This is a genomic window from Streptomyces sp. NPDC007983 (assembly GCF_042958345.1).
In the GTDB taxonomy this organism is placed as follows: Bacteria; Actinomycetota; Actinomycetes; order Streptomycetales; family Streptomycetaceae; genus Streptomyces.
In genome coordinates this window covers 1-17817 of sequence record NZ_JBIBJI010000046.1, presented here as the reverse complement: position 1 = coordinate 17817, position 17817 = coordinate 1, and the positions used below count along the sequence as shown (strand labels likewise).

Here is a 17817-nt window from a genome sequence, read left to right as displayed (position 1 = left end):
CCCAGGTCATCCCTTCGACAGGGGGGAACAGTCATGCCGGGCCCGGAGGCCAGCGGTCCCCTTGCAGGACCGCGAAGAAGATAACGGGGGGGGCGTCGGCTTCTTTGGCGCGTCGGCGGAAGCGGTCCAGGACGGTCTGAGGCCTCAGCGGTCGGCCGTCGGGTCGGCAGAGGCTGCCACGCGCGGGGAGATGGCGACCCAGTTCTTGCTGTTGCGGGTCTTGGGCGAGGTCGCTCGTCCTGGGCACCCGCCAGGTGCCCGACAAGGAATTGCGGGAGACGGTCCAGGCCGCCGTGGAAACCTTTACGCGCGCCTTCGCCGCCCCAGCCCAGGACTGACCCGGCTGACGGGCTCGAGCGGCAGGCGTCCCGAGGTCACGGCAGCAGCACCGCCGGCGCACCGTTGCCCAGCTCACCGGAGACCTTGGCGAGAAGTTCGTACGACCGGACCCGGTCTGCGTGGTCCGGCACCAGCGTGATCCCCATCAGCTCGTCCGCCTCGGCCTTGGCGTACAGCGTCGCGAGCTTGTCGCGCAGCGTCTCCGGACCGCCGAACAACTGCGCCGCAGAATGCTCGACGGCGAATGCGCGCTCGGCTGTCGTGAAGGTGTGGGCCTGGGGGTGCCGATAAATCATCCGCGCAGCTCAGGCGGCGTGCTGGTACTGGTGGAGGGTTCCGCCGAGTCGGTCTCGTCGGCGGACTTCCAGGTGGGTGAGCTGGGCTTGTTGGGTGATGGGTGTGGGTAGCGGGCGGCAGGGGGCGGCTTGTTCCAGGGCCCTGTGTGGGCGGTGCTCGTTATAGAAGGATTCGTACTCGCGCAGTGTGTGGAGGAGGTGGCTCTGGTTCCAGATCAGGGTCCGTCCAGGAGTTCGGTGCGGCAGGTCTGTATCCAGCGCTCCATGAGCGAGTTCATCCGCGGTATCCGAATGCCGGTGGTGACGACCTTCATGCCGGCATCGGACATCTGGGCATCGAAAGCGGCCGTGAACTTGGAATCGCGGTCGCGGATGAGGAACTTCGCCTTGCTGCTCGCGTTCTCGTGGTCCATGAGGAGATTGCGTCCGAGCTGCACGATCCACTCCGAGGTGGGGTGTGCCGTGGCGCCGAGGACCCGGATGCGACGGGTGGTGTGCTCGATGAAAGCGAAGACGTACGGACGCGACCCCGTCAGTGTGCGGACTTCGAACAGGTCGCAGGCGAGAAGGGCCTTGGCCTGGCTGCGGAGGAAGTCGGTCCAGGTGGTGCTCTGCCGTTCGGGGGCGGGAGGGATGCCGTGATCGCGGAGGATCTTCCAGATGGTGGAGGCGGCGACCTTGATCCCCAGCGCGGCGAGTTCGCCGTGGAGCCGGCGATATCCCCACGCGGCATTCTCCCTGGCCAGGCGCAGGACCGTGGCGCGGATCGAACCGAATGGTGGGTGGGCGTCCACGTCGCCTGGGTACGCAGGCCGCGGCCCGGCGTCGCCTGAGCAGCTCGCGATGCCAGCGCGACACCGTCTCGGGGCGGACCAGCAGCAGAAGGTGCCGCAGCGATAGGACCCGATACGCTTCTTCACCTGAGGAGTGCTCCTTTCATGCGACGAACTGGACTCTAGACAAGCCCTATCGTTGCAGGTCAGGAGCACTCTTCATGTTTCTGATCATGCATCGGACACCCAGCCACGCGAAAGCCCGAGGCTAGCGTCGGCCCCGCGTAGGTGGGGGGTGTTCCCCCGGGAGGTGTCACCGGCTCCCCGTGCGGAGGCATTCCATCAACTGCCCATCCCCAGCCGGGCACCACCGGCGACATCCAGGCTCAGACCGGTCAGGTAACGGTTTGCCGGGTCGCTGAGGAAGGAGATGGTCGCCGCCACCTCCTCCGGCTCGGCGAACCGGCCCATCGGGATCTGCGCGGCTCGGGCTTGGCGGGCGCGCTGGTCCCCCTCGGGGTCGCCGCCGCCGGCGCGGGTCGCGAGCTGGTCCCACATGGCGGTGTTGACCGGCCCGGGGCACACACAGTTGACCGACACGTTGTCCGGGCCGAGTTCCAGAGCGAGCGACCAGCAGATGTTCAACACAGCCGCCTTGCTGGCGTTGTACGGCACGTACGCGCGACGGGCCTCCTTCGCGGCGACCGAGGCGACCGCGACCATGGAGCCGGAGCGCTGGGCCTGCATCACAAGGCCGACTTCGCGCAGTACGGAGAAGGCACCCGTGGCGTTGATCGCCATCACTCGGGCGAACTCGGAGCTCGCGGTGGTGAGCAGGTCCGGCTCGTTGCCGAGCACTCCGGCAGCGTGTACCAGGACGTCGATCGCCCCGAATTCCGCCCGGATCCCGGTCACGGTGTCGTGCACCGCCTGCTCATCGGTGACGTCGAGCTCACGGAAGTCCGCGAGCCACGGCGGCCGGCTGTCCGGTGCCGTGCGGTCGCAGCCGATGACCACCGCACCCGATGCGTGCAGACGTTCCGCGGCAGCGGCTCCGATGCCTCCGCTGGACCCGGTGACCAGCGCGATCTGGGACGGGGCGGTCATGGGGTGTCCTCCGTGGACTTCGTGGATTTCCTGGATGTGGAGCTGTGCCCGGCGTCGGATGCCGCAGCAGGGGGCGTGGTGGTAGTGGTGTGCGTGCCTGCGCTGCCCGTCTCCGGCAGGGTCAGGTAGACGATGAGGCAGAGCAGGACGATGACCGTCATGTACACCGCTACGCCCATGGGGTGGCCCGCCTCGATGAAGGCGCTGGCGATGAGCGGAGCCGTCCCGCCGAGGGCCGCGATGACGATCTGGTGGGCCACACCGATGCCGGACACACGCACGGAAGCAGGGAACAGCTCGGCCTGGATCGTCGGGTAGACCCCCTGCCAGATCGCCAGGACCACCCAACCGGAAACGGTCACCGTCACGTATACGCCGAATCCGGGTTGCTGCAGCAACAGCAGCAGCGGATAGAAGAGCACCACCATGCCGATGGCCCCGATGATGGGGAACGGCTTGCGCCGGCCGATGCGGTCGGACAGGGCGCCGCACAGCGGCACGATGATCACCAGCAGGCCCAGCCCGATGGCGTTCCCGGCCAAGGCGGAGTCCAGGTCACGACCGGTGGTCAGGTGCGCATAGGTGGGCAGGAAGGTGGCCCACGTGTAGTAGGCGACTGCCGGGGCCGACAGAGCCGCGGTCTGCAGGAGTTCCTTGGGGTGCCTGCGCAGCAGTTCCCGCAGGCGCAGGTTCTCGGGTTGCCGGTCGGCGGCGGAATCCTCGACAGCGGCCTCGAACTCCGGGGATTCGTCGGCGCGCGATCGCAGCAGCAGACCGACCACGCCGAGGACACCGCCGATGGCGAACGGGATGCGCCAACCCCACGTCTCCAGGTCATGGGTGTTCAGCGTCGAGGTGACGATCGCCCCCATGGCGGTGGCGGCCAGCGTCGCCAGGCCGCTGGCCATATTCGACAGCGAGCCGAACAGGCCGCGCCGGTCGGTCGAGCCGTTCTCCACCATGTAGGCGATGGCGCTCTGCATCTCGCTGCCGGCCGAGATGCCCTGCAGTACGCGGGCGAGCAGGAACAGCAGCGGCGCCGCGTAGCCGATGGCGGAGAACGGCGGGGTGAGCGCGATGATCAGGCTGCCCGCGGCCATGCCGCCGATGGTGGTGGCCAGGACGACGCGGCGGCCGTAGCGGTCGGCCAGGGGGGAGATGATGATGCCGCTCAGCGGCCGCACCACGAACCCGATCGCGTAGGTCAGCAGGGCGCTGATCAGCGACATCGCTGGGCTGCCCCCGGGAAAGATCTGGCTTGAGAAGACGGCGGCCAGCAGGCCGTAGATGTACCAGTCGTACCACTCGATGAAGTGGCCGATGGTGCCCGCCAGGACGTTGACCGGCCTTCCGCGGGGTGGGGCTTCCGGGTGGCCGGTGGCGGAGGGGGACTTCGGTGAGGCTGTTCTTGATGCGTTCGCCATTGAGCGCTCCTCAGTGCAGTGAGGGATGGGGGCTGTGCGAACAGTCGGCGGTCTGGGGCGCCGCGGACCAGGTGGTTCCGGTCGACGCTGTCGGCGGTTCCGGAAGCCTTCTTCGAAAGGTGATGTCGCCGATGCCGGCCGCGATGAGGTGGGCCGGCCGGGGCTTGCGGAGGGTCAGCGCGTCGCGTGACTGGACCAGGTGCGGCCCTCCTGCTCCTTCACGGGGAGGCCGGCGGCCAGCAGGATCCTGTCGAGGAGCGCCTGCGTGCGGGCGGCTTCCCGCCCCGACGTCAGCGGCGCGCCTCGGTCTCGTACGCGGTCGAGGAAGTGGCGAACGGCGGCGGCGAACCCGAAGGTGTTCGTCGCTGTGGCCCAGCCGAATGCTTCGGGGCTCATCGAGCGCACGGTGCTCACGCCGTCCCGGGTGAGGGTCACCGTGTCCGGAGCCACCACCTCGGCCGAGCGCTCGGCGCCGTAGGCATCAAGTTTCTCCGCCCACGCACCCGCGTTCCGCGCCGCCGTCAGGACGCCGGTGCCACCACCGGCGAATCGCACCAGGGCGGAGACACCGTCCTCCTGCCAGGGGTCGTCACCGGCGGCGTGGGCTGAGACGTCGACCGGTTCGCCCGGGCAGAACCAGCGCAGCAGGTCCACCATGTGGATGGAGTTCTCGAAGGTCGCGCGGTACTCAGTGCCGCGGCGGTTCTTCTGCGCGATGCAGAAGGCGGCACCGGTGTCCCCGAACTGGTCACGAGCGGCGACATAGGTCGGCGCGAACCTGCGGTTGAACCCGACCATCAGCACACGGTCGCGCTCGTCGGCGAGGTCGGCGAGCCGCTCCGCGTCACTGGTCGCGGTCGCGAGGGGTTTCTCACAGAAGACGTCGACGTTCGCCTCCAGCGCGCGGCTCACGCCGGCGAAATGCTCCGACCTCGGGGTCAGGACGAACAGGGCGTCCAGGTCACGCTCGAGTGCCTGCTCAACTGACGGAACCGCAGTGGAGAACCCCCATCGACGGACCAGTTCGGACGGGTCCTCGCGCCGGGACACCAGGACATCGAGGACGACGTCGTCCCGCTCCACCAGGGTGGGCAACTGCGCGATGTGCGCGATGTTCCCGGCGCCGACCACACCGACGCGCAGCGGGCGCCGGCTCATCGGGACACCTCCGCGGGCGTGAGGCCGGCGGCCTCTTCGAGGAGTGACCGGAGCGCGCGGGCGGACCGGGCGAAGCCCTCCGCCGGAGCCGGGAGATCCTGTGGGTGCCAGCGGTATTCGTACTCGAGGCTGAGGACGTCGTCGTATCCGTGCTGCTTGACCGCCTGAAGGATGTCCGACCAGGGCACGATGCCGTCGCCGACGACGCGGGAGCGCACGGCTCGCTCGTCCGCCTTCACCCGGGCCGTCTCGGAGGCGATGAAGGGGGCGTCCGGGTCGGTGAAGACGAGGTCCTTCACGTGGACGTGCCCGATGAGGTCGCCCTGCTCCCGCAGTGCTTCCGGCCATGCCTCGTCGTGTGTGAAGGTGAGGTTCGCCTGGTCGTAGAGCACTCGGACGGCAGGCGAGTCCACCTCGCGTATCAGCCGAGCGGTCTCCTTGGCCGATTGCGTCATGGTTCCGAAGTGGTTCTCCACGCACAGGCGTACTCCGGCGTCGGCGGCGAGCGGCGCCAGTTCCGAAAGCCCCGAGCGCAGGCGCTCCCAATGTCCGGCGTGATCTGTTCGATCGGCTCCCCAGGAACCCGCGTACACCCGGATCCGGGTCGCGCCCACGCGATGGGCGCAGTCCACCGTCGCGCGCAGTTCGTCGAGCGCGGCGCGGCGCTGCGCCGGGTCCTCATGGTTGATCCCGGTGGTGTACGGAGCGAGCCCCACCACCGGTACACCGAGATCGTCCGCCACGCGGGCCGCCTCGGCCGCGGCCGCCTTGTCCCCGACCGGCAGTCCGCTGCGGTAGTCGTTCTGGTAAATGACCTCCGCTCCCTCCAGACCGGCGGCGGCGAAAAGCTCCAATGCCTCGGGGAGGGTCTGTTCCGGCGTGCCGAGGGTGTGGCCGATGATCCGCACTACAGGTCCTTTCCAGTTCGGGAGGGGGCGGCCCAGTCCGCGGGGCCGACCAACGGTGGTGGGTTGTGGACGCGGGAGCGGTCGACCAGCTCGATCAACAGCCCCCAGGGCGCCCGGAGATAGGTCCACCGGTTGCCCGCGACGCGAGGGCTGTCCGGGCCGACCTCCTTGGTTCCGCCCAGGACATTGGCGCCGTGCGACCGGAGATGCTCGACGGCCGCGTCGACGTCCTCCACGGTGAAGCACAGGTGGTGGCCACCGGGATCGCAGTGGCGTGGATAGTCGCGCCGCTGGTCGGTGCTCCACCACTGGAACAGCTCCACGTTGAGGTTGGGTGGCATGCGCAACATGGCGAGTTCCAGCCGGGCATCGGCCGGGACCTCGAAATGTTCGGGCATGAAAGCGGCGTCGGGCCCTCGCGTCGAGCGGTAGAGCTCCTCGGCGCCCAGGGCGTCGGCGAAGAAGGTGACCGCTTCGCCCAGGTCGGGCACCGTGAAGGCGACATGGTCGACGTACCGGAACCCTGCGGGGCGGCTCATCGTGCCACCTCCGCGGTCGACTCGCGGATCAGCAGATCCGGGGCGAGAACGACATGTCCCGTCTCCCCGTCCTTGAGGAGTTTCTCGGCGAGGTCGATGGCGATCACTCCCATGTCGGCGATGGGCTGGCGGACCGTGGTCAGTCGCGGATTGAACCGGGCGCCGAACTCCAGGCCGTCGAAGCCCATCACCGACACCTCGTCCGGGACGGATAGACCTCGCACACCAAGAGCGGAGATGAGGTCGAACGCGACCATGTCATTGGCCGCGATGACCGCTGTCGGACGCTCTTCGCGTGCCATGTGCACGAGGCGCTCGGCGGCCCGCTCACCCACGTCGGGCCCGGCACCCGCGTCCAAGATCATCGCTGGCATGTCCAGCTCTGCGGCCAGCCCCTCGTAGGCGGCCAATCGGTCCCTGGACGTGTACGCCCCGGAGATGCCGGACACGTACGCGATGCGCCGGTGCCCCAGGCCACGCAGATGGTCCACGGCGAGGGCGATCCCTTCGGCGCTGTCCACCGTCACGGTCGGCACCTGTGCCTGTTCGACGCGGTCGACGACAACGACCTTGCTGCCGAGCGCGACGTTCTGCAGCTCGTCGAGATCCACGCTGGTCGACGGTGCGACGATCCCGAAGGGTGCGTACATCTCTTGCAGGGAGGTCAGATACGCGTTGGTCTGGGCCACCTCGCCACCGGTCACGCACAACACCAACTGATAACCTCGGTCGGCCGCCGCGGCAGCCATGGTTCTCGCCAGCTCACCGTAGAAGGGGTTGGTGATGTCCGGGACGATCAGCGGGACAAGCTTGCTCGCCCGGCGGCGCAGGGCCTGCGCCAGCGGATTCACCCGGTAACCGAGGCTCTCCGCCACCTCCAGGACATGTCGCCGGGTCGCCGCGTTCACGGCTTCCGGCCGGGAGAACGCGCGGGAAACCGTGGAGCGATGGACCCCCGCTCGGGCGGCGACGTCGTCGATACTCACCTCAGCCAAGGCTGACCTCCGTGGACGCAGTGGGAGACCGCTGGTACGCGGCCCAGATGAGGCTCATTGTGTCGGCGAGGTCGTCCAACGTCGGCAGTCCGGCGAAGCCGTCCGCCCAGGTGTCGGCAACCTGTCGGACGAACGCGTCGTACAGCGGGTCGCTGTCCACGTCGATGGTGCTCGACTCGGTGGCACCGTCCGCCGCACGTGTGAAAGAGACTTCGCCGGAGGTGCCTACGTCGACGTATCCCCTGCCACCGGCACTGGTGTAGGAGCAGTACCGCTTGGCGGGACTCGCCGGGAAGGCATAGCCGACCTCGATGATCGCCTCGCTGCCGTCGTCGCCCGCCAGCACCAGGGTGGCGTGATCCTCGACGCCCTCGCCGTGCAGGCTCGCGGAAAGGGTGGCCGCCACAAGTTCCACGCGCCGGGCACGGCTTCGCTGCAAGAAGAGGTCGATGAAGTGCGGCGCCAGGTTCACCAGACACCCCCCGCCGGAGCGAGCGGGCCGGAGCATCCAGGAGCAGCCTGCCTCCCGATAGCGTTCCGGCGGGCCGGCCACGAAGCTCGACCGTTGGTATGTCGGTGCGCCGGCCAGGGACAGAGCGTGATCCACGGGGCCGCCACGTTGAACGAACGGGACGGTCGCTGCGACCCCTGCTGAGGCGGCGGCATCCCGAATCCGCTCCCCGTCTTCGGGCCCCAGGCCGCCCGGCTTCTCGACCACGAAAGGGATGCCGCGCTCGACCAGGGACAGACAGGTGTCCACCATGCGGTCGTGTGGCCCGAAGACGTAAGCCAAGTCCAATGGCCCGGCGTCCAGAGCGGCCTCGACTTCGCCGTACACGGACGCGTCGAGGCGTCGGGCGATGTCGACGATCTGGTCGGGCTCCTCGTCCTGGATCAGCACGACGTCGTGAGTGTCCGCCCAGGCGCTGACATACAGGGGTACGTGCCAGTGGCGGGCACCTAGAACTGCTGTGAGCGGACGTCTCACGACGCGCCTCCCAACTTCGGTATGGGGCAACTTCTCCCGATCTTCCTCTCCAGGGCCGGTCACTGCAATCGATTGCTGAGATCGGTTGCATAACCGAAACAGAGGGTCATAAGCTCTGTCAACCCCCCCGCCATCCGATTTCCTTTGAGGTGACTCGATGCGCAAGCTGCGCACCCTGAATGCCGTGTGCGAGACCGGGACAGTGCTGATCGTGCGCCTGCCCACCGCCGAGGCATCGTACGAAGTGGCCTGCGAGGCCATCGCAGGAGGGATACGAGCGGTCGAGGTGACGCTCACTACGCCGGGTGCCCTGGACGTGATCCGCCGGCTGAGTTCGGAGTATCCCGAGGCCGAGATCGGCGCCGGCAGCGTGCTCGACGCGGCGTCGGCGTATGCGAGCATCCAGGCCGGCGCGCGTTTCCTGGTCAGCCCCCAGGTCGATCTCGGCATGCTGGAGACCGCCGGCCGCTACCAGGCCGTCAGCATCTGCGGAGCCGCGACACCCACGGAGATCGTCCAAGCGGCCACGGCAGGAGCCGATCTCGTCAAGCTGTTCCCCTCGTCGGTCCTCAACCGCGATTACGCCCGTGCAGTACTCGAACCACTCGGCCACATCCCCCTGGTCCCGGCCGGAGGTGTGTCCCCGGACAACGTGGCCGAGTGGTTCGATGCAGGAGTCGCAGCAGTCGGCGTCGGAAGCTTCATCACCAAGGCGGCACGGCGAGAAGGCACCGAGCGGCACCCCGTACGCGCGGCGGCCCGGACATTCCTCGAGGCGGTGGCCGATGCCCGCGCCTGACCCACTGTCCCCCGCCTCCGGGATGCCACCGGTATTCGTCGCCGTCGGACCTGCGGGATCGGGAAAGTCTCATGTCGCCCGGCAGCTCGCTCAACGGCTCCGCGCGGTCTACCTCGACAAGGACTCTCTGGCCGGCGACCTCGTGGACGCCGCGCTCGAACTGGTCGGCCGGCGGACCGGAGGCCGTGAAGACGACCCGACCTACATCGAACGGTTGATGCCGGCCGAGTACGCGGCCCTGTTCACCACGGCGGCGGACAACCTGCGGCTGGGCCTCCCTGTCGTCTTGGACGCACCCTTCGCCGCGTACCTCGCCCACCCCGACTTCTTGACCGCCTCGGCCGACCAAGCTTCTTGGCCCACGGGGACACCCGTCGTCGTGGTCGAGGTACGGGCCTCCGCGGAGACCGTTCGCACACGACTGACGCAACGAGGCCTGCCCCGCGACCGGGCCAAGCTTGCCGACTGGTCGGCATTCTGGCAACGACTGGGGGCCCAGGGCTGCGCCTGGACCGGCGCTCGGCACATCGTCGTGGACAACGACGCCGAACCGGACCTCGACGCCGTTGTGGGGCTCGCGGGCGATACCGGCAGGTGCCCCTTCACGCCTTCTGAGCTCGATCTTTGACCTCGGGCGTCACTCGAGACCAAGGATCAGGCCAAGGCTGTGGCCCCAACTCCCTTATCTGGCACCGGATACGGGTGGACGCGTATACAGTGCCGAGGCCATCGTGAATCACGCATCCGAGCGTCGGTCCGCACCGGCCGTGGGCCATGTCGAAGGCGTCCACGACGAGTTCAGCGCGCGCCATGGTGGTCGGCCAACCGTTCAGACGTTCAGGCGGGGCTCGGCAAGGCGTTGAGCCGGTCGATTGCCCGGGTGATCTCGTTGGTCCAGGGCCATCGGGTGGTGAAGCGAAGCCGGCGGCGGCCGGTGGTGACGAGCTGGGCGGCGGCGGAGAACCGTCGCAGGCGGAGCTTCTTGGGTTCCCAGCGGCGGGGTTGGCCGGTCAGGGCGAGCATTGGCATCCAGGCGAGGAGGTCGAGTGCGAGGGAGACGATCTCCAGCCAGATCCGGTTCTGGGCGGTGTCGTGCAGAGGCAGGTTGCGCAGGCCGGTGTCGCGGGCGTTGCGGATGCGGTCCCCGGAGCGAGCCCGGCGGCGGTGGCATAGGTCGAGGTCGGCGAGTTGGCCGCCTTGGTGTTGGTTGCAAGGCAGGTCAGTCGCAGTTGGGTGCGGCTCGGTTTGAGGGACGGTGATCAGGCCGCGAGTGCGAGGCCGTCGCGGTAGCGGACGGCGTGAACCCGCGGGTGCTCGCGCTGCACGTGATACTCCCAGTACTCCTCGAAGTCGCCGTTGGTAATCACTGCGCGGAGTCCGAGGACGGCCTCGGCGCCGGCCAGGCCCCAGCGGGCGCCGGTGATGTCCATCCGGTCCTTCACCAGGTGCCGGGGGCGCCCCCTCGATCACGCCTGTCGCGATCGGCCAGCCCTCGGCCAGCGCGATGTCGTAGCCGAGGCAGGGGAGTTTGGCCCGCAGGTAGCCGACCGCCTTTTTGACCCCCGAGCGCCGCTGGCCGTCCAGTTCCGCCGCGTCCGCGCGGGGCTTCGAGGGCGTCGGCGACCTGCTCGGCCCGGTCTTGGAGGATCTCCAGCGCGATCTCGCCGGCCCAGGTTTCGGTGACGGGGTCCGTCCTGGCGAAGAAGCACCAGGCCGCGCCCCATGGGTACTCCAGCACGTGAACGAAGTCGGTGAGGAGGCGTACCTCCAGCCCGCGTGCGTCGCACTGATCGTGGATCACATCCAACTGGTGGCGGGCCCCGTCGACCAGCATCTCCCGCTCCCGGTCCGGGTCGCGGCGCTCGGCCTCGTCAAATACCGTGCCGATGACCTGGCCGGCGTCGCGTTCGGCGGAGGCGGTCAGCCACTTCGCCCGCGCCCTGGGGCGTTCGGGGCGATCCGTGCGATCGGTGTTGCCGCCGCCTCTGATCACATCGCTCGGCTGGCGCGGCATCGGCGCGGGTCGTAGACCGCGTCGACGGTCGCCATCCGTTTGCGCCCGTTCTTCTCCCCGCCGGCCAGGCGCGTTTGGAACGGCCCTGCGCTTGCCGAGTACCTCGTCCGTGCAGGTCATGCGGCATGTCTGTATGCGTGGAGGATGCCGCCGAGGCGGTCGTGGCGTCGTATGTCGAGGTGGCTGAGCTTGTCCGGGTCGTCGATTGGTGTGGGCAGTGGGTGTAGCGGTCGGGCGTTCGCGATGCCTTGGTGCGGTCGATGGGAGTTGTAGAACTCCTCGAACTCCCGTAGGGCGCGGAGGAGGTGGCGCTGGTTCCAGATCAAGGTCCGGTCCAGGAGTTCGTGTCTGCAGGTCTGCACCCACCTTTCCATGATCGAGTTCATTCTCGGCATTTGGATGCCGGTGAGGACGACCTCGATCCCCGTGTCATTGAGGACAGCGTCGAACAGGGCGGGGAACTTCCCGTCCCTGTCTCTGATGATGAATCGTGCCCGGCAGCCGATGTCCTCGAGGCCCATGACCAGGTTCTTCGCCGTCTGTGTGACCCAGGATGTGGTCGGGTGTGCGGTGGCACCAAGGAGTCAGAAATCGTTGCCTGATCTGGTTCTTCGTCGGTAGTGGCAGCGGCGGGCGATGGCCTGGTGCTGTCTGCGCCAAGCCGACCAGTTCAGTGCGTGGGTGACTGGTCCGAGGCGGGGTGCGGGGCGGGGCAGGAAAGTGTCCAGGAGTCTGCGGACCTCTCCCACCGTGAATCGGATAGTGCTGGTGTCGTTTCTGCGGCCCAGCTTTCGGTGGTCTGAGCTGCGACGACGGCCAGGAATGCATGGGCGAGCATGACCAGGGTGATGTGCCGGTACCAGCCCGAGTAACGGCGGACCGGCCGCATTCGTTCTTGGGTGCGGTTCCTCTGGAGTGAAGCGCTGAGCTGGCAGAACGCCGGAGCACGGAGCTGGTTTTAGGCGCGGGCGGGCACTGTGCTTGCCGTGTCGCCGCGTTGCGTGATCGGATTGCGGCAGCATCGCGTGCCGGTGGCGGACTGCGTCAGGCATGGAGGTGCGGAACTGAAGGGACCGCCATCCGTGGCTTCCCGCGACGGCGACCGTGTAGTCGCCTTGAGTCTGCAGCTCTCACAAGCACATCAAGAACTGCGTCGTCAGATCAACGAGATCAGGACAAGTCTCGGACACCGCCGGTTGAGCGACGACGCACTTGTCACCCATTGCCTGGCCTTTTGTGCCGCCTTGACGTCGCACCATCAAGGCGAGGACGACGGGATGTTCTCTCAGTTGCTGCGCGAACGCCCGGATCTCGCAGCGACGGTCGCGAAGCTTGTCGAGGATCATGGAATGATCTCGTCGATCCTGTCCCGGGTGCGTGAACTCGCCGAGAGGGCTGCCGAATCGCGTGGCCCGGTCCTGGAGACGATCGGGCGTGAGCTTGACGGATTGGCGGCGATCATGGAATCCCACTTCAGCTATGAAGAGCGGACGATCAGCGAGGCGCTCGATGGCGGAGTACCTGATACCGACTGGCCCGACATGGTCTTCCGGTTCGGCATGGCATGAGGGAGGTTCGTGATCAGGCCATGAGCTCGTATTGGTCCTGGTCAGAGGTGGGGTAGAGACGCTGGTGCTCGCGGGTGGCGTGGAACCGCCAGTAGGCATCGAGGTCGCCGTTGGAGACGAGAGCGCGAAGTCGCAGGACGGCTTCAGCTCCGGCAAGGCCCCAGCGGGCGCCGGTGATGTCGAGGCGATCGGCGATCAAGTAGCGGCAGGCGCCCTCGACCGCGCCGGTCGCGATCGGCCATCCGCTGGCGAGGGCGGTGTCGTAGTGGAGCTGGTCGAGGTGGCCGGTCAGGTATCGGTGGCAGGCGTCGACGGCCTCCCGCCGGGCGGCCGGTAGTCCTTCCCGGTCGGCTTGGGCAGTCATCTCGCGGGCGGTGCGGGCGGCATGACCTGCGAGGATCGCGGTCAGGTGGTCGGCGGCCCAGGCTTCGGCTTCGGTGGTGCCGGGTTTGTGAAAGGCGTGGGCGGCGGCCCAGACGTACTCGGCGACGTGGACGAAGTCCAGGAGCACATGCACGGTGGCACCGCGTCGGATGGTCTCGGCGGTGATCAGGTCGAGCTGGTGGCGGGCGCCGTCGACCAGGACGATCCACGGCCGCAGCTGCTTCGGGGCGCGGGCCTGGGCCTGGTCGAAGGCGTCGGCGATGACCTGCTCGGGCGGGCGGACCAGAGAGGCCGTGCACCACTTGTTCTCGGCCCTCGGGCCCGGGCGGGCCGCTCGCTCGTCGCTGCGGCCGCCAGGGGGATGGATCACGTCGTGGGGGCGCCTCGGTGCGGGGCGGGTGTCGAAGACGCAGGCCACGGTGGCCATCCGCTTGCGGTTGGGCTTCTCGCCGGGCGCGAGCCGGGCGCGGTGGCCGCCAGCGGCCTTCATGGCGGCCCGGCGGGTAGCCTCGCGCAGGGCCTCGGGCCGCATGACCACCCCCTTGCCGTCGGCCTGCACGACCAGTGGCATGTTCCGGCTGCACGGGAGAGGGATCTTGGCGCGGTAGAAGGCGTCGACGTCGACCGCGGCGCCGGCCACGAGCTCTTCCAGCCGCCGTTTGCCGAGCACGTTCCCGCAGCGGCGCGTCACCGCGTCCCGCGCCTGGTCGAACGAGCCGCGCACCGCTTCGATCACCGCGATCTTGCGCAGGCCCATGGAGTGCCGACCGGCGGGCAGGGACAGCGCGGCGTCAGCGGGGTGGACATTGCAGGCGCCGGGACCTCGATAGGCGACCCGGGCGACGCGGACCGGACCAAACACGCCGACCAGCCAGCGCGCGTGTCCCGTCTCCCGCCAGGGCCGCACCCGCCCCTCCGGCCCGACCACGACCGGCCGTGCACCGACGCGGACCTGGTCTTCCTCTCGCCGGGCACGCAGGTCCAGGTGGCCTGCAGCAGCAGCCGTAACAGGTCCCGCCCCGCCGCCTCCAGGTGTTCCTCCAACTCGGCATGGGTCCATGCGCTGGCCTGGTCGCCCGACAGGGTGTCCATCAGCGTCTCGAAGGCGCTGACCGAGCGGGCAAAGGGGTCAGCTGCGGCATGAGTGTCGTACGGTGTCATCTCCGGGGCTCTTCTCGTCCGGCATCCGACATGGTTGGTACCTTCGAATGTAGGCGGAAAAGCCCTTCGGTTAGCGGTAGTTGGGCGAAGCGCCCGTTCGGCGGCGGGCCGGGGTGAACAAGCCGGGGTCATCCTCCTCCAGTCAGCCCCGCTCCACCAACCGCTTCAGCTTCGACCGGGTGCCCTCGATCTTCCCGGTCTCGGCCGGCAGCTCGATCCTGGGCACGATCTGCTTGGCGCGGACCGGTCCCGGCGCATCGGCCACCACCTCCACGATGTCCCGGTATACCGACGGCAGCACGTCCACCCCCATACCGGGCTGCCAGTTCGGCACCGTCAGCACCCCGACCACCCGCCGTTCGACCCCCGCATACGCCGGCGCCACCCCTTGGGCGGCAGACGTCTCGCGGGACTTCACCGACACCGCGGAACCCTCCGGCGTCATCTCGGCGAGCACTTCGACGACCGTCTCCCGCGCGATCCGCAGACGCTCCAGCCCCTCCCGAGCGGTATCCAGCTTGCCGGATATCTCAGCAAGCTCGGCTTCCAATTCCTCTACCCGCGCCCGGGCAGCCGCCTCGCGGGCCTCCAACTCCTCGAACAGCGAGCCCATGCACGCTCCTCTCCCGCTCCCACGGTAGAGACGAGCGGCCTCGCGCACAGCCCCGATCGGCGTTCTCCCAGCTCACCCCTTCACTCCAGAGGAACCACACCCAATTCCGTAACCGCCCGTCATGCCCGAGCGTTTCAGGCCCCGTTTGCCGCGGTCGACTGGGGAACGCCCGGCTACCTCGCCACCTCCGGGGGCCTTGGTGATCGAGCCGTCGACGGCGATCTGGTCGAGCTCCAGCCCGACGATCCGGTCGTAGGACTCCAGCGCGATCTGCTTGAGCCGCGCGAAGACGCCCATGGCGATCCACTCGTCGCGGCGGTTGCGGATCGTGGTGGCCGAGCAGGTCGTGTCTGCGATCGCCTGGTAGGAGCAGCCGAAACGCAGGAGCTGCAGCATCTTGTCGAAGACGATCCGATCGCTGATGCGCCGGCGGTGGCAGCCCAGCGGATGAGGTCTCCCCAATGAGTGGTGTGCGTGGTGAAGTTGCTGGTCACGGCCCTGGTGTGAGGGGCAAGAGAACTACGCGCGCTGGTCGTCGGCTGGTGTCCACGACGATCGGGTCAGAGGTCTCGTGGCCATGCCGCGGGCTCGCTCTGGTTCGTGGGGGCGCCGCTCACCACATCCCTCTGGGCCCCGGGCGGTAGGCAGACCCTCGACGTCACCGGCCTGCTGGTAGTCCATGAACAAGGGCCCCACCTGCTGAGGTGTCTCGGCACGGCGTCGGGCGGTGAGGCCGACCTGCTTGTCGCCCCGGTCGGCTGCGGCAAGCAGGTCTGGTGGGGGTGCGTATCAACGCGGGAGGGTCGGGCCTCGGTCTTGCGCTGTCACGCGGCGGGGCGTCCCGCGGGTGATCGGGGACGAAGTGGATTTTCAGGCCGCGCAGATGATCAGGCTGCTGGTGCGAAGGCCGTGATTGCGTCGACGAGGTCGGCCGGAGCTTCCAGCGGGATCAGGTGACCCGTGTTCGGAATCACCGTGAAGTCGGCTCCGGAGAGGTAGGGCACCAGGTTGTTGACGAGCACGTCGACGGGCTCGACATGGTCGTTCTCTCCGGCGACGACGAGGGCGGGGACGCTGATCATGCGGGTGTGCTCGCTGACGTCCTCCGCGATGCCGCGCAGCGGCCACTCCATGCGGGCGGCGTCGGTGCCGGCCCGCGAGTCGGTCGCGATCTGCGACTTGATCGATTCGGGCAGCTCGGTCGCGGTAAGGATGTGATCCCGTGCGCCAGCGACGGACTCGTCGGAGTCGTAGGCGTGGGAAAGGCGTTGCCGGTACTCGGGAGTGATCCCTGCGGCGGGCTTCGCCGGACCGGAACCGACGAGGATGATCCCGCGGAGGCCGGCGGGCCGGGTCGCCGCTATGAGCTGCGCGACCTTGCCACCCATGGAATGTCCGACGAGGACGTAGTCGGTGACGCCCGCGTCGGCGATCACGGCGAGCATGTCGTCGGCGAGTTGGCGGAGGGTGTAGGGGCCGGCCAGGTTGCTCGACCGGCTCCACCCGCGGAAGTCGACAGTGAGCATGTCGCGTCCCGCGAGGCGGTCGACGACGAGGTCCCAGGTGCGGGCGGATCCACCCCAGTAGTGCAGAAACACCAGGGTCGGTCCGCTCCCCGGCCGGTGGTCATAAGCGGGCAGTAGCGGCTGCTGCGTCGTGTTCATCATGACCCTCTCGATCAGTGTTCTGGGGCGGTTGTTCTGTGTGTTCATTGAATTCCTTCCGCTGTGTCGGGGCATCGGCATGACTGGTCGCCTGATGGTGGAAACTGGACAGATGACCGTGATCCGGCAGATGACCTACCAGCCCGTCGGGCGCCGTGCCGCCACTGTCGAAACCATGACGTTCGACCGCCTTCGCGAGCTGAACGACGGCGGGACACAGCGTGCCGACTTCCACGTCCTCGCCGTCGTCGATGCCGGGCACGGATCCGTCACCGTGGACTTCCTCCGACACCCGTTCCTGGAGCGGTCCGCGGTGTGGGTCTCTCCTGGAGCTGTGCACCGATGGGACGACATCACTGGCGTGGCTGGGCACGTCGTGCTGTTCGTGCCGACCGCGCCGGTCACCCACGCCACCCGGGAGCTCGTCGCGTCCCCGGACCTGGTCGCTCACTGGAGCATTCCCGACGCCGACTGGCCGTTCGTCGACACCGCGCGCAACCATCTCCTGCTCGAAGCATCCGCCCCACCCGGGGATATCTCGACGGAGCTGCCCGAGATCCTGCTGTCCGCGCTTATCGCCCGGCTCCGGCCCCCGCACGCCGATGCACGGTCGATCAATCCGGTGTTCCGACTGTTCCGGTCCAGCGTCGAAGCGCACTTCCGGGAACATCATGACGCCGGCTATTACGCCCGGACACTGGGATACGCTCCCCGCACCCTCTCAAGAGCGGTGCAGCAGGTCACCGGCCGCAGCGCGAAGGCGTACATCGTCGATCGGATCGTCCTGGAAGCCAAACGGCTCCTCGCACACGACCGCCTCACCGCGGCCGCCTGCGCCAACACGCTCGGCTTCCCCGACGCGTCCAACTTCTCGGTGTTCTTCCGGAAGGCGACAGGCATGCGCCCGGGCGCATGGCAGGCGACGATGGCCGTCGAGTGAGGGGGTACTCATCCATGATCACGGAGCGTCGCAACTCCATGATCGCGAGGTCCCTGAAGCTTCCCCTTGTGACTGGACACCTGGAGACTGGGACGTGAGGTTCCAGAGGAAGTAGTGCCAGGTGGGTAGTCAGTACTCGAAGCGGTA

17 protein-coding genes and 5 pseudogenes are annotated in these 17817 nt (G+C 68.3%); 4 read left to right on the top strand and 18 right to left on the bottom strand.

Features of this window, described 5'->3' with window-relative positions; all coding sequences use genetic code 11:
- Positions 1-374: 374 nt before the first annotated feature.
- The 9 genes and pseudogenes from ACFZCY_RS45185 to ACFZCY_RS45145 form a co-directional block, all read right to left on the bottom strand.
- Entirely contained in the window at positions 375-635 is a 261-nt protein-coding gene (locus tag ACFZCY_RS45185) for a hypothetical protein (RefSeq protein ID WP_391187620.1), read from the bottom strand.
- Between the two features lie 9 nt (positions 636-644).
- Positions 645-1529: pseudogene (locus ACFZCY_RS45180) on the bottom strand (integrase core domain-containing protein).
- A 221-nt stretch (positions 1530-1750) separates the two neighbouring features.
- Positions 1751-2515 (bottom strand): SDR family oxidoreductase, encoded by a 765-nt coding sequence (locus ACFZCY_RS45175; protein ID WP_391187618.1) that lies wholly within the window; start codon positions 2513-2515, stop codon positions 1751-1753.
- Positions 2512-3939, bottom strand: a complete 1428-nt coding sequence (locus ACFZCY_RS45170) for an MFS transporter (RefSeq protein WP_391187616.1) — start codon at positions 3937-3939, stop codon at positions 2512-2514. The genes ACFZCY_RS45175 and ACFZCY_RS45170 overlap by 4 nt, the downstream gene beginning before the upstream one ends.
- A gap of 174 nt (positions 3940-4113) precedes the next feature.
- Entirely contained in the window at positions 4114-5097 is a 984-nt protein-coding gene (locus tag ACFZCY_RS45165; RefSeq protein ID WP_391187614.1) for a Gfo/Idh/MocA family oxidoreductase, read from the bottom strand.
- Positions 5094-6005, bottom strand: a complete 912-nt coding sequence (locus ACFZCY_RS45160; RefSeq protein WP_391187612.1) for a TIM barrel protein — start codon at positions 6003-6005, stop codon at positions 5094-5096. Before ACFZCY_RS45160 ends, ACFZCY_RS45165 begins: the two co-directional genes overlap by 4 nt.
- Positions 6005-6544 carry a VOC family protein gene (locus ACFZCY_RS45155; RefSeq protein WP_391187610.1) on the bottom strand — a complete coding sequence of 180 codons (540 nt, stop codon included), beginning with the start codon at positions 6542-6544 and terminating at the stop codon, positions 6005-6007. Before ACFZCY_RS45155 ends, ACFZCY_RS45160 begins: the two co-directional genes overlap by 1 nt.
- Positions 6541-7530 (bottom strand): substrate-binding domain-containing protein, encoded by a 990-nt coding sequence (locus ACFZCY_RS45150; protein ID WP_391187626.1) that lies wholly within the window; start codon positions 7528-7530, stop codon positions 6541-6543. Before ACFZCY_RS45150 ends, ACFZCY_RS45155 begins: the two co-directional genes overlap by 4 nt.
- A 1-nt stretch (position 7531) precedes the next feature.
- A complete protein-coding gene (locus tag ACFZCY_RS45145; protein WP_391187608.1) occupies positions 7532-8527 on the bottom strand; it encodes a Gfo/Idh/MocA family oxidoreductase in 996 nt (331 codons plus the stop codon).
- 157 nt (positions 8528-8684) lie between these two features.
- Between ACFZCY_RS45145 and ACFZCY_RS45140 the strand changes: the two genes are divergently transcribed.
- Positions 8685-9326: a bifunctional 4-hydroxy-2-oxoglutarate aldolase/2-dehydro-3-deoxy-phosphogluconate aldolase gene (locus tag ACFZCY_RS45140; RefSeq protein ID WP_391187606.1), complete on the top strand. Its 642-nt coding sequence runs from the start codon at positions 8685-8687 to the stop codon at positions 9324-9326.
- Positions 9313-9954 (top strand): AAA family ATPase, encoded by a 642-nt coding sequence (locus tag ACFZCY_RS45135; RefSeq protein WP_391187604.1) that lies wholly within the window; start codon positions 9313-9315, stop codon positions 9952-9954. The genes ACFZCY_RS45140 and ACFZCY_RS45135 overlap by 14 nt, the downstream gene beginning before the upstream one ends.
- 209 nt (positions 9955-10163) lie before the next feature.
- On the opposite strand, the pseudogene ACFZCY_RS45130 reads toward ACFZCY_RS45135, so the two are convergent.
- From ACFZCY_RS45130 to ACFZCY_RS45110, 5 genes and pseudogenes are all read right to left on the bottom strand, one after another.
- Positions 10164-10555, bottom strand: a pseudogene (locus ACFZCY_RS45130) (transposase); the annotation flags it as partial.
- A 30-nt stretch (positions 10556-10585) separates the two neighbouring features.
- Positions 10586-10756: a hypothetical protein gene (locus ACFZCY_RS45125; RefSeq protein WP_391187602.1), complete on the bottom strand. Its 171-nt coding sequence runs from the start codon at positions 10754-10756 to the stop codon at positions 10586-10588.
- Between the two features lie 8 nt (positions 10757-10764).
- A complete protein-coding gene (locus ACFZCY_RS45120; protein ID WP_391187600.1) occupies positions 10765-11340 on the bottom strand; it encodes a hypothetical protein in 576 nt (191 codons plus the stop codon).
- A gap of 116 nt (positions 11341-11456) precedes the next feature.
- Positions 11457-11861 (bottom strand): integrase core domain-containing protein, encoded by a 405-nt coding sequence (locus ACFZCY_RS45115; RefSeq protein WP_391187598.1) that lies wholly within the window; start codon positions 11859-11861, stop codon positions 11457-11459.
- 149 nt (positions 11862-12010) lie between these two features.
- Positions 12011-12220: pseudogene (locus ACFZCY_RS45110) on the bottom strand (IS701 family transposase); the annotation flags it as partial.
- A gap of 202 nt (positions 12221-12422) precedes the next feature.
- Here ACFZCY_RS45110 and ACFZCY_RS45105 point away from each other — a divergent pair.
- Positions 12423-12908, top strand: coding sequence for a hemerythrin domain-containing protein (locus ACFZCY_RS45105; RefSeq protein ID WP_391187596.1), 486 nt, complete (start codon positions 12423-12425; stop codon positions 12906-12908).
- 13 nt (positions 12909-12921) lie between these two features.
- Here the strand turns inward: ACFZCY_RS45105 and ACFZCY_RS45100 are convergent.
- From ACFZCY_RS45100 to ACFZCY_RS45085, 4 genes and pseudogenes are all read right to left on the bottom strand, one after another.
- Positions 12922-14453, bottom strand: a pseudogene (locus tag ACFZCY_RS45100) (ISKra4 family transposase).
- Between the two features lie 142 nt (positions 14454-14595).
- On the bottom strand, positions 14596-15066 hold the full coding sequence (locus tag ACFZCY_RS45095) for a hypothetical protein (protein WP_391187594.1): 471 nt from the start codon (positions 15064-15066) through the stop codon (positions 14596-14598).
- Between the two features lie 84 nt (positions 15067-15150).
- Positions 15151-15516 (bottom strand): annotated as a pseudogene (locus tag ACFZCY_RS45090) (IS5/IS1182 family transposase); the annotation flags it as partial.
- A gap of 437 nt (positions 15517-15953) precedes the next feature.
- A complete protein-coding gene (locus ACFZCY_RS45085) occupies positions 15954-16730 on the bottom strand; it encodes an alpha/beta fold hydrolase (protein ID WP_391187624.1) in 777 nt (258 codons plus the stop codon).
- Between the two features lie 112 nt (positions 16731-16842).
- Between ACFZCY_RS45085 and ACFZCY_RS45080 the strand changes: the two genes are divergently transcribed.
- Entirely contained in the window at positions 16843-17670 is an 828-nt protein-coding gene (locus ACFZCY_RS45080) for a helix-turn-helix domain-containing protein (RefSeq protein WP_391187622.1), read from the top strand.
- Positions 17671-17817: the final 147 nt, after the last annotated feature.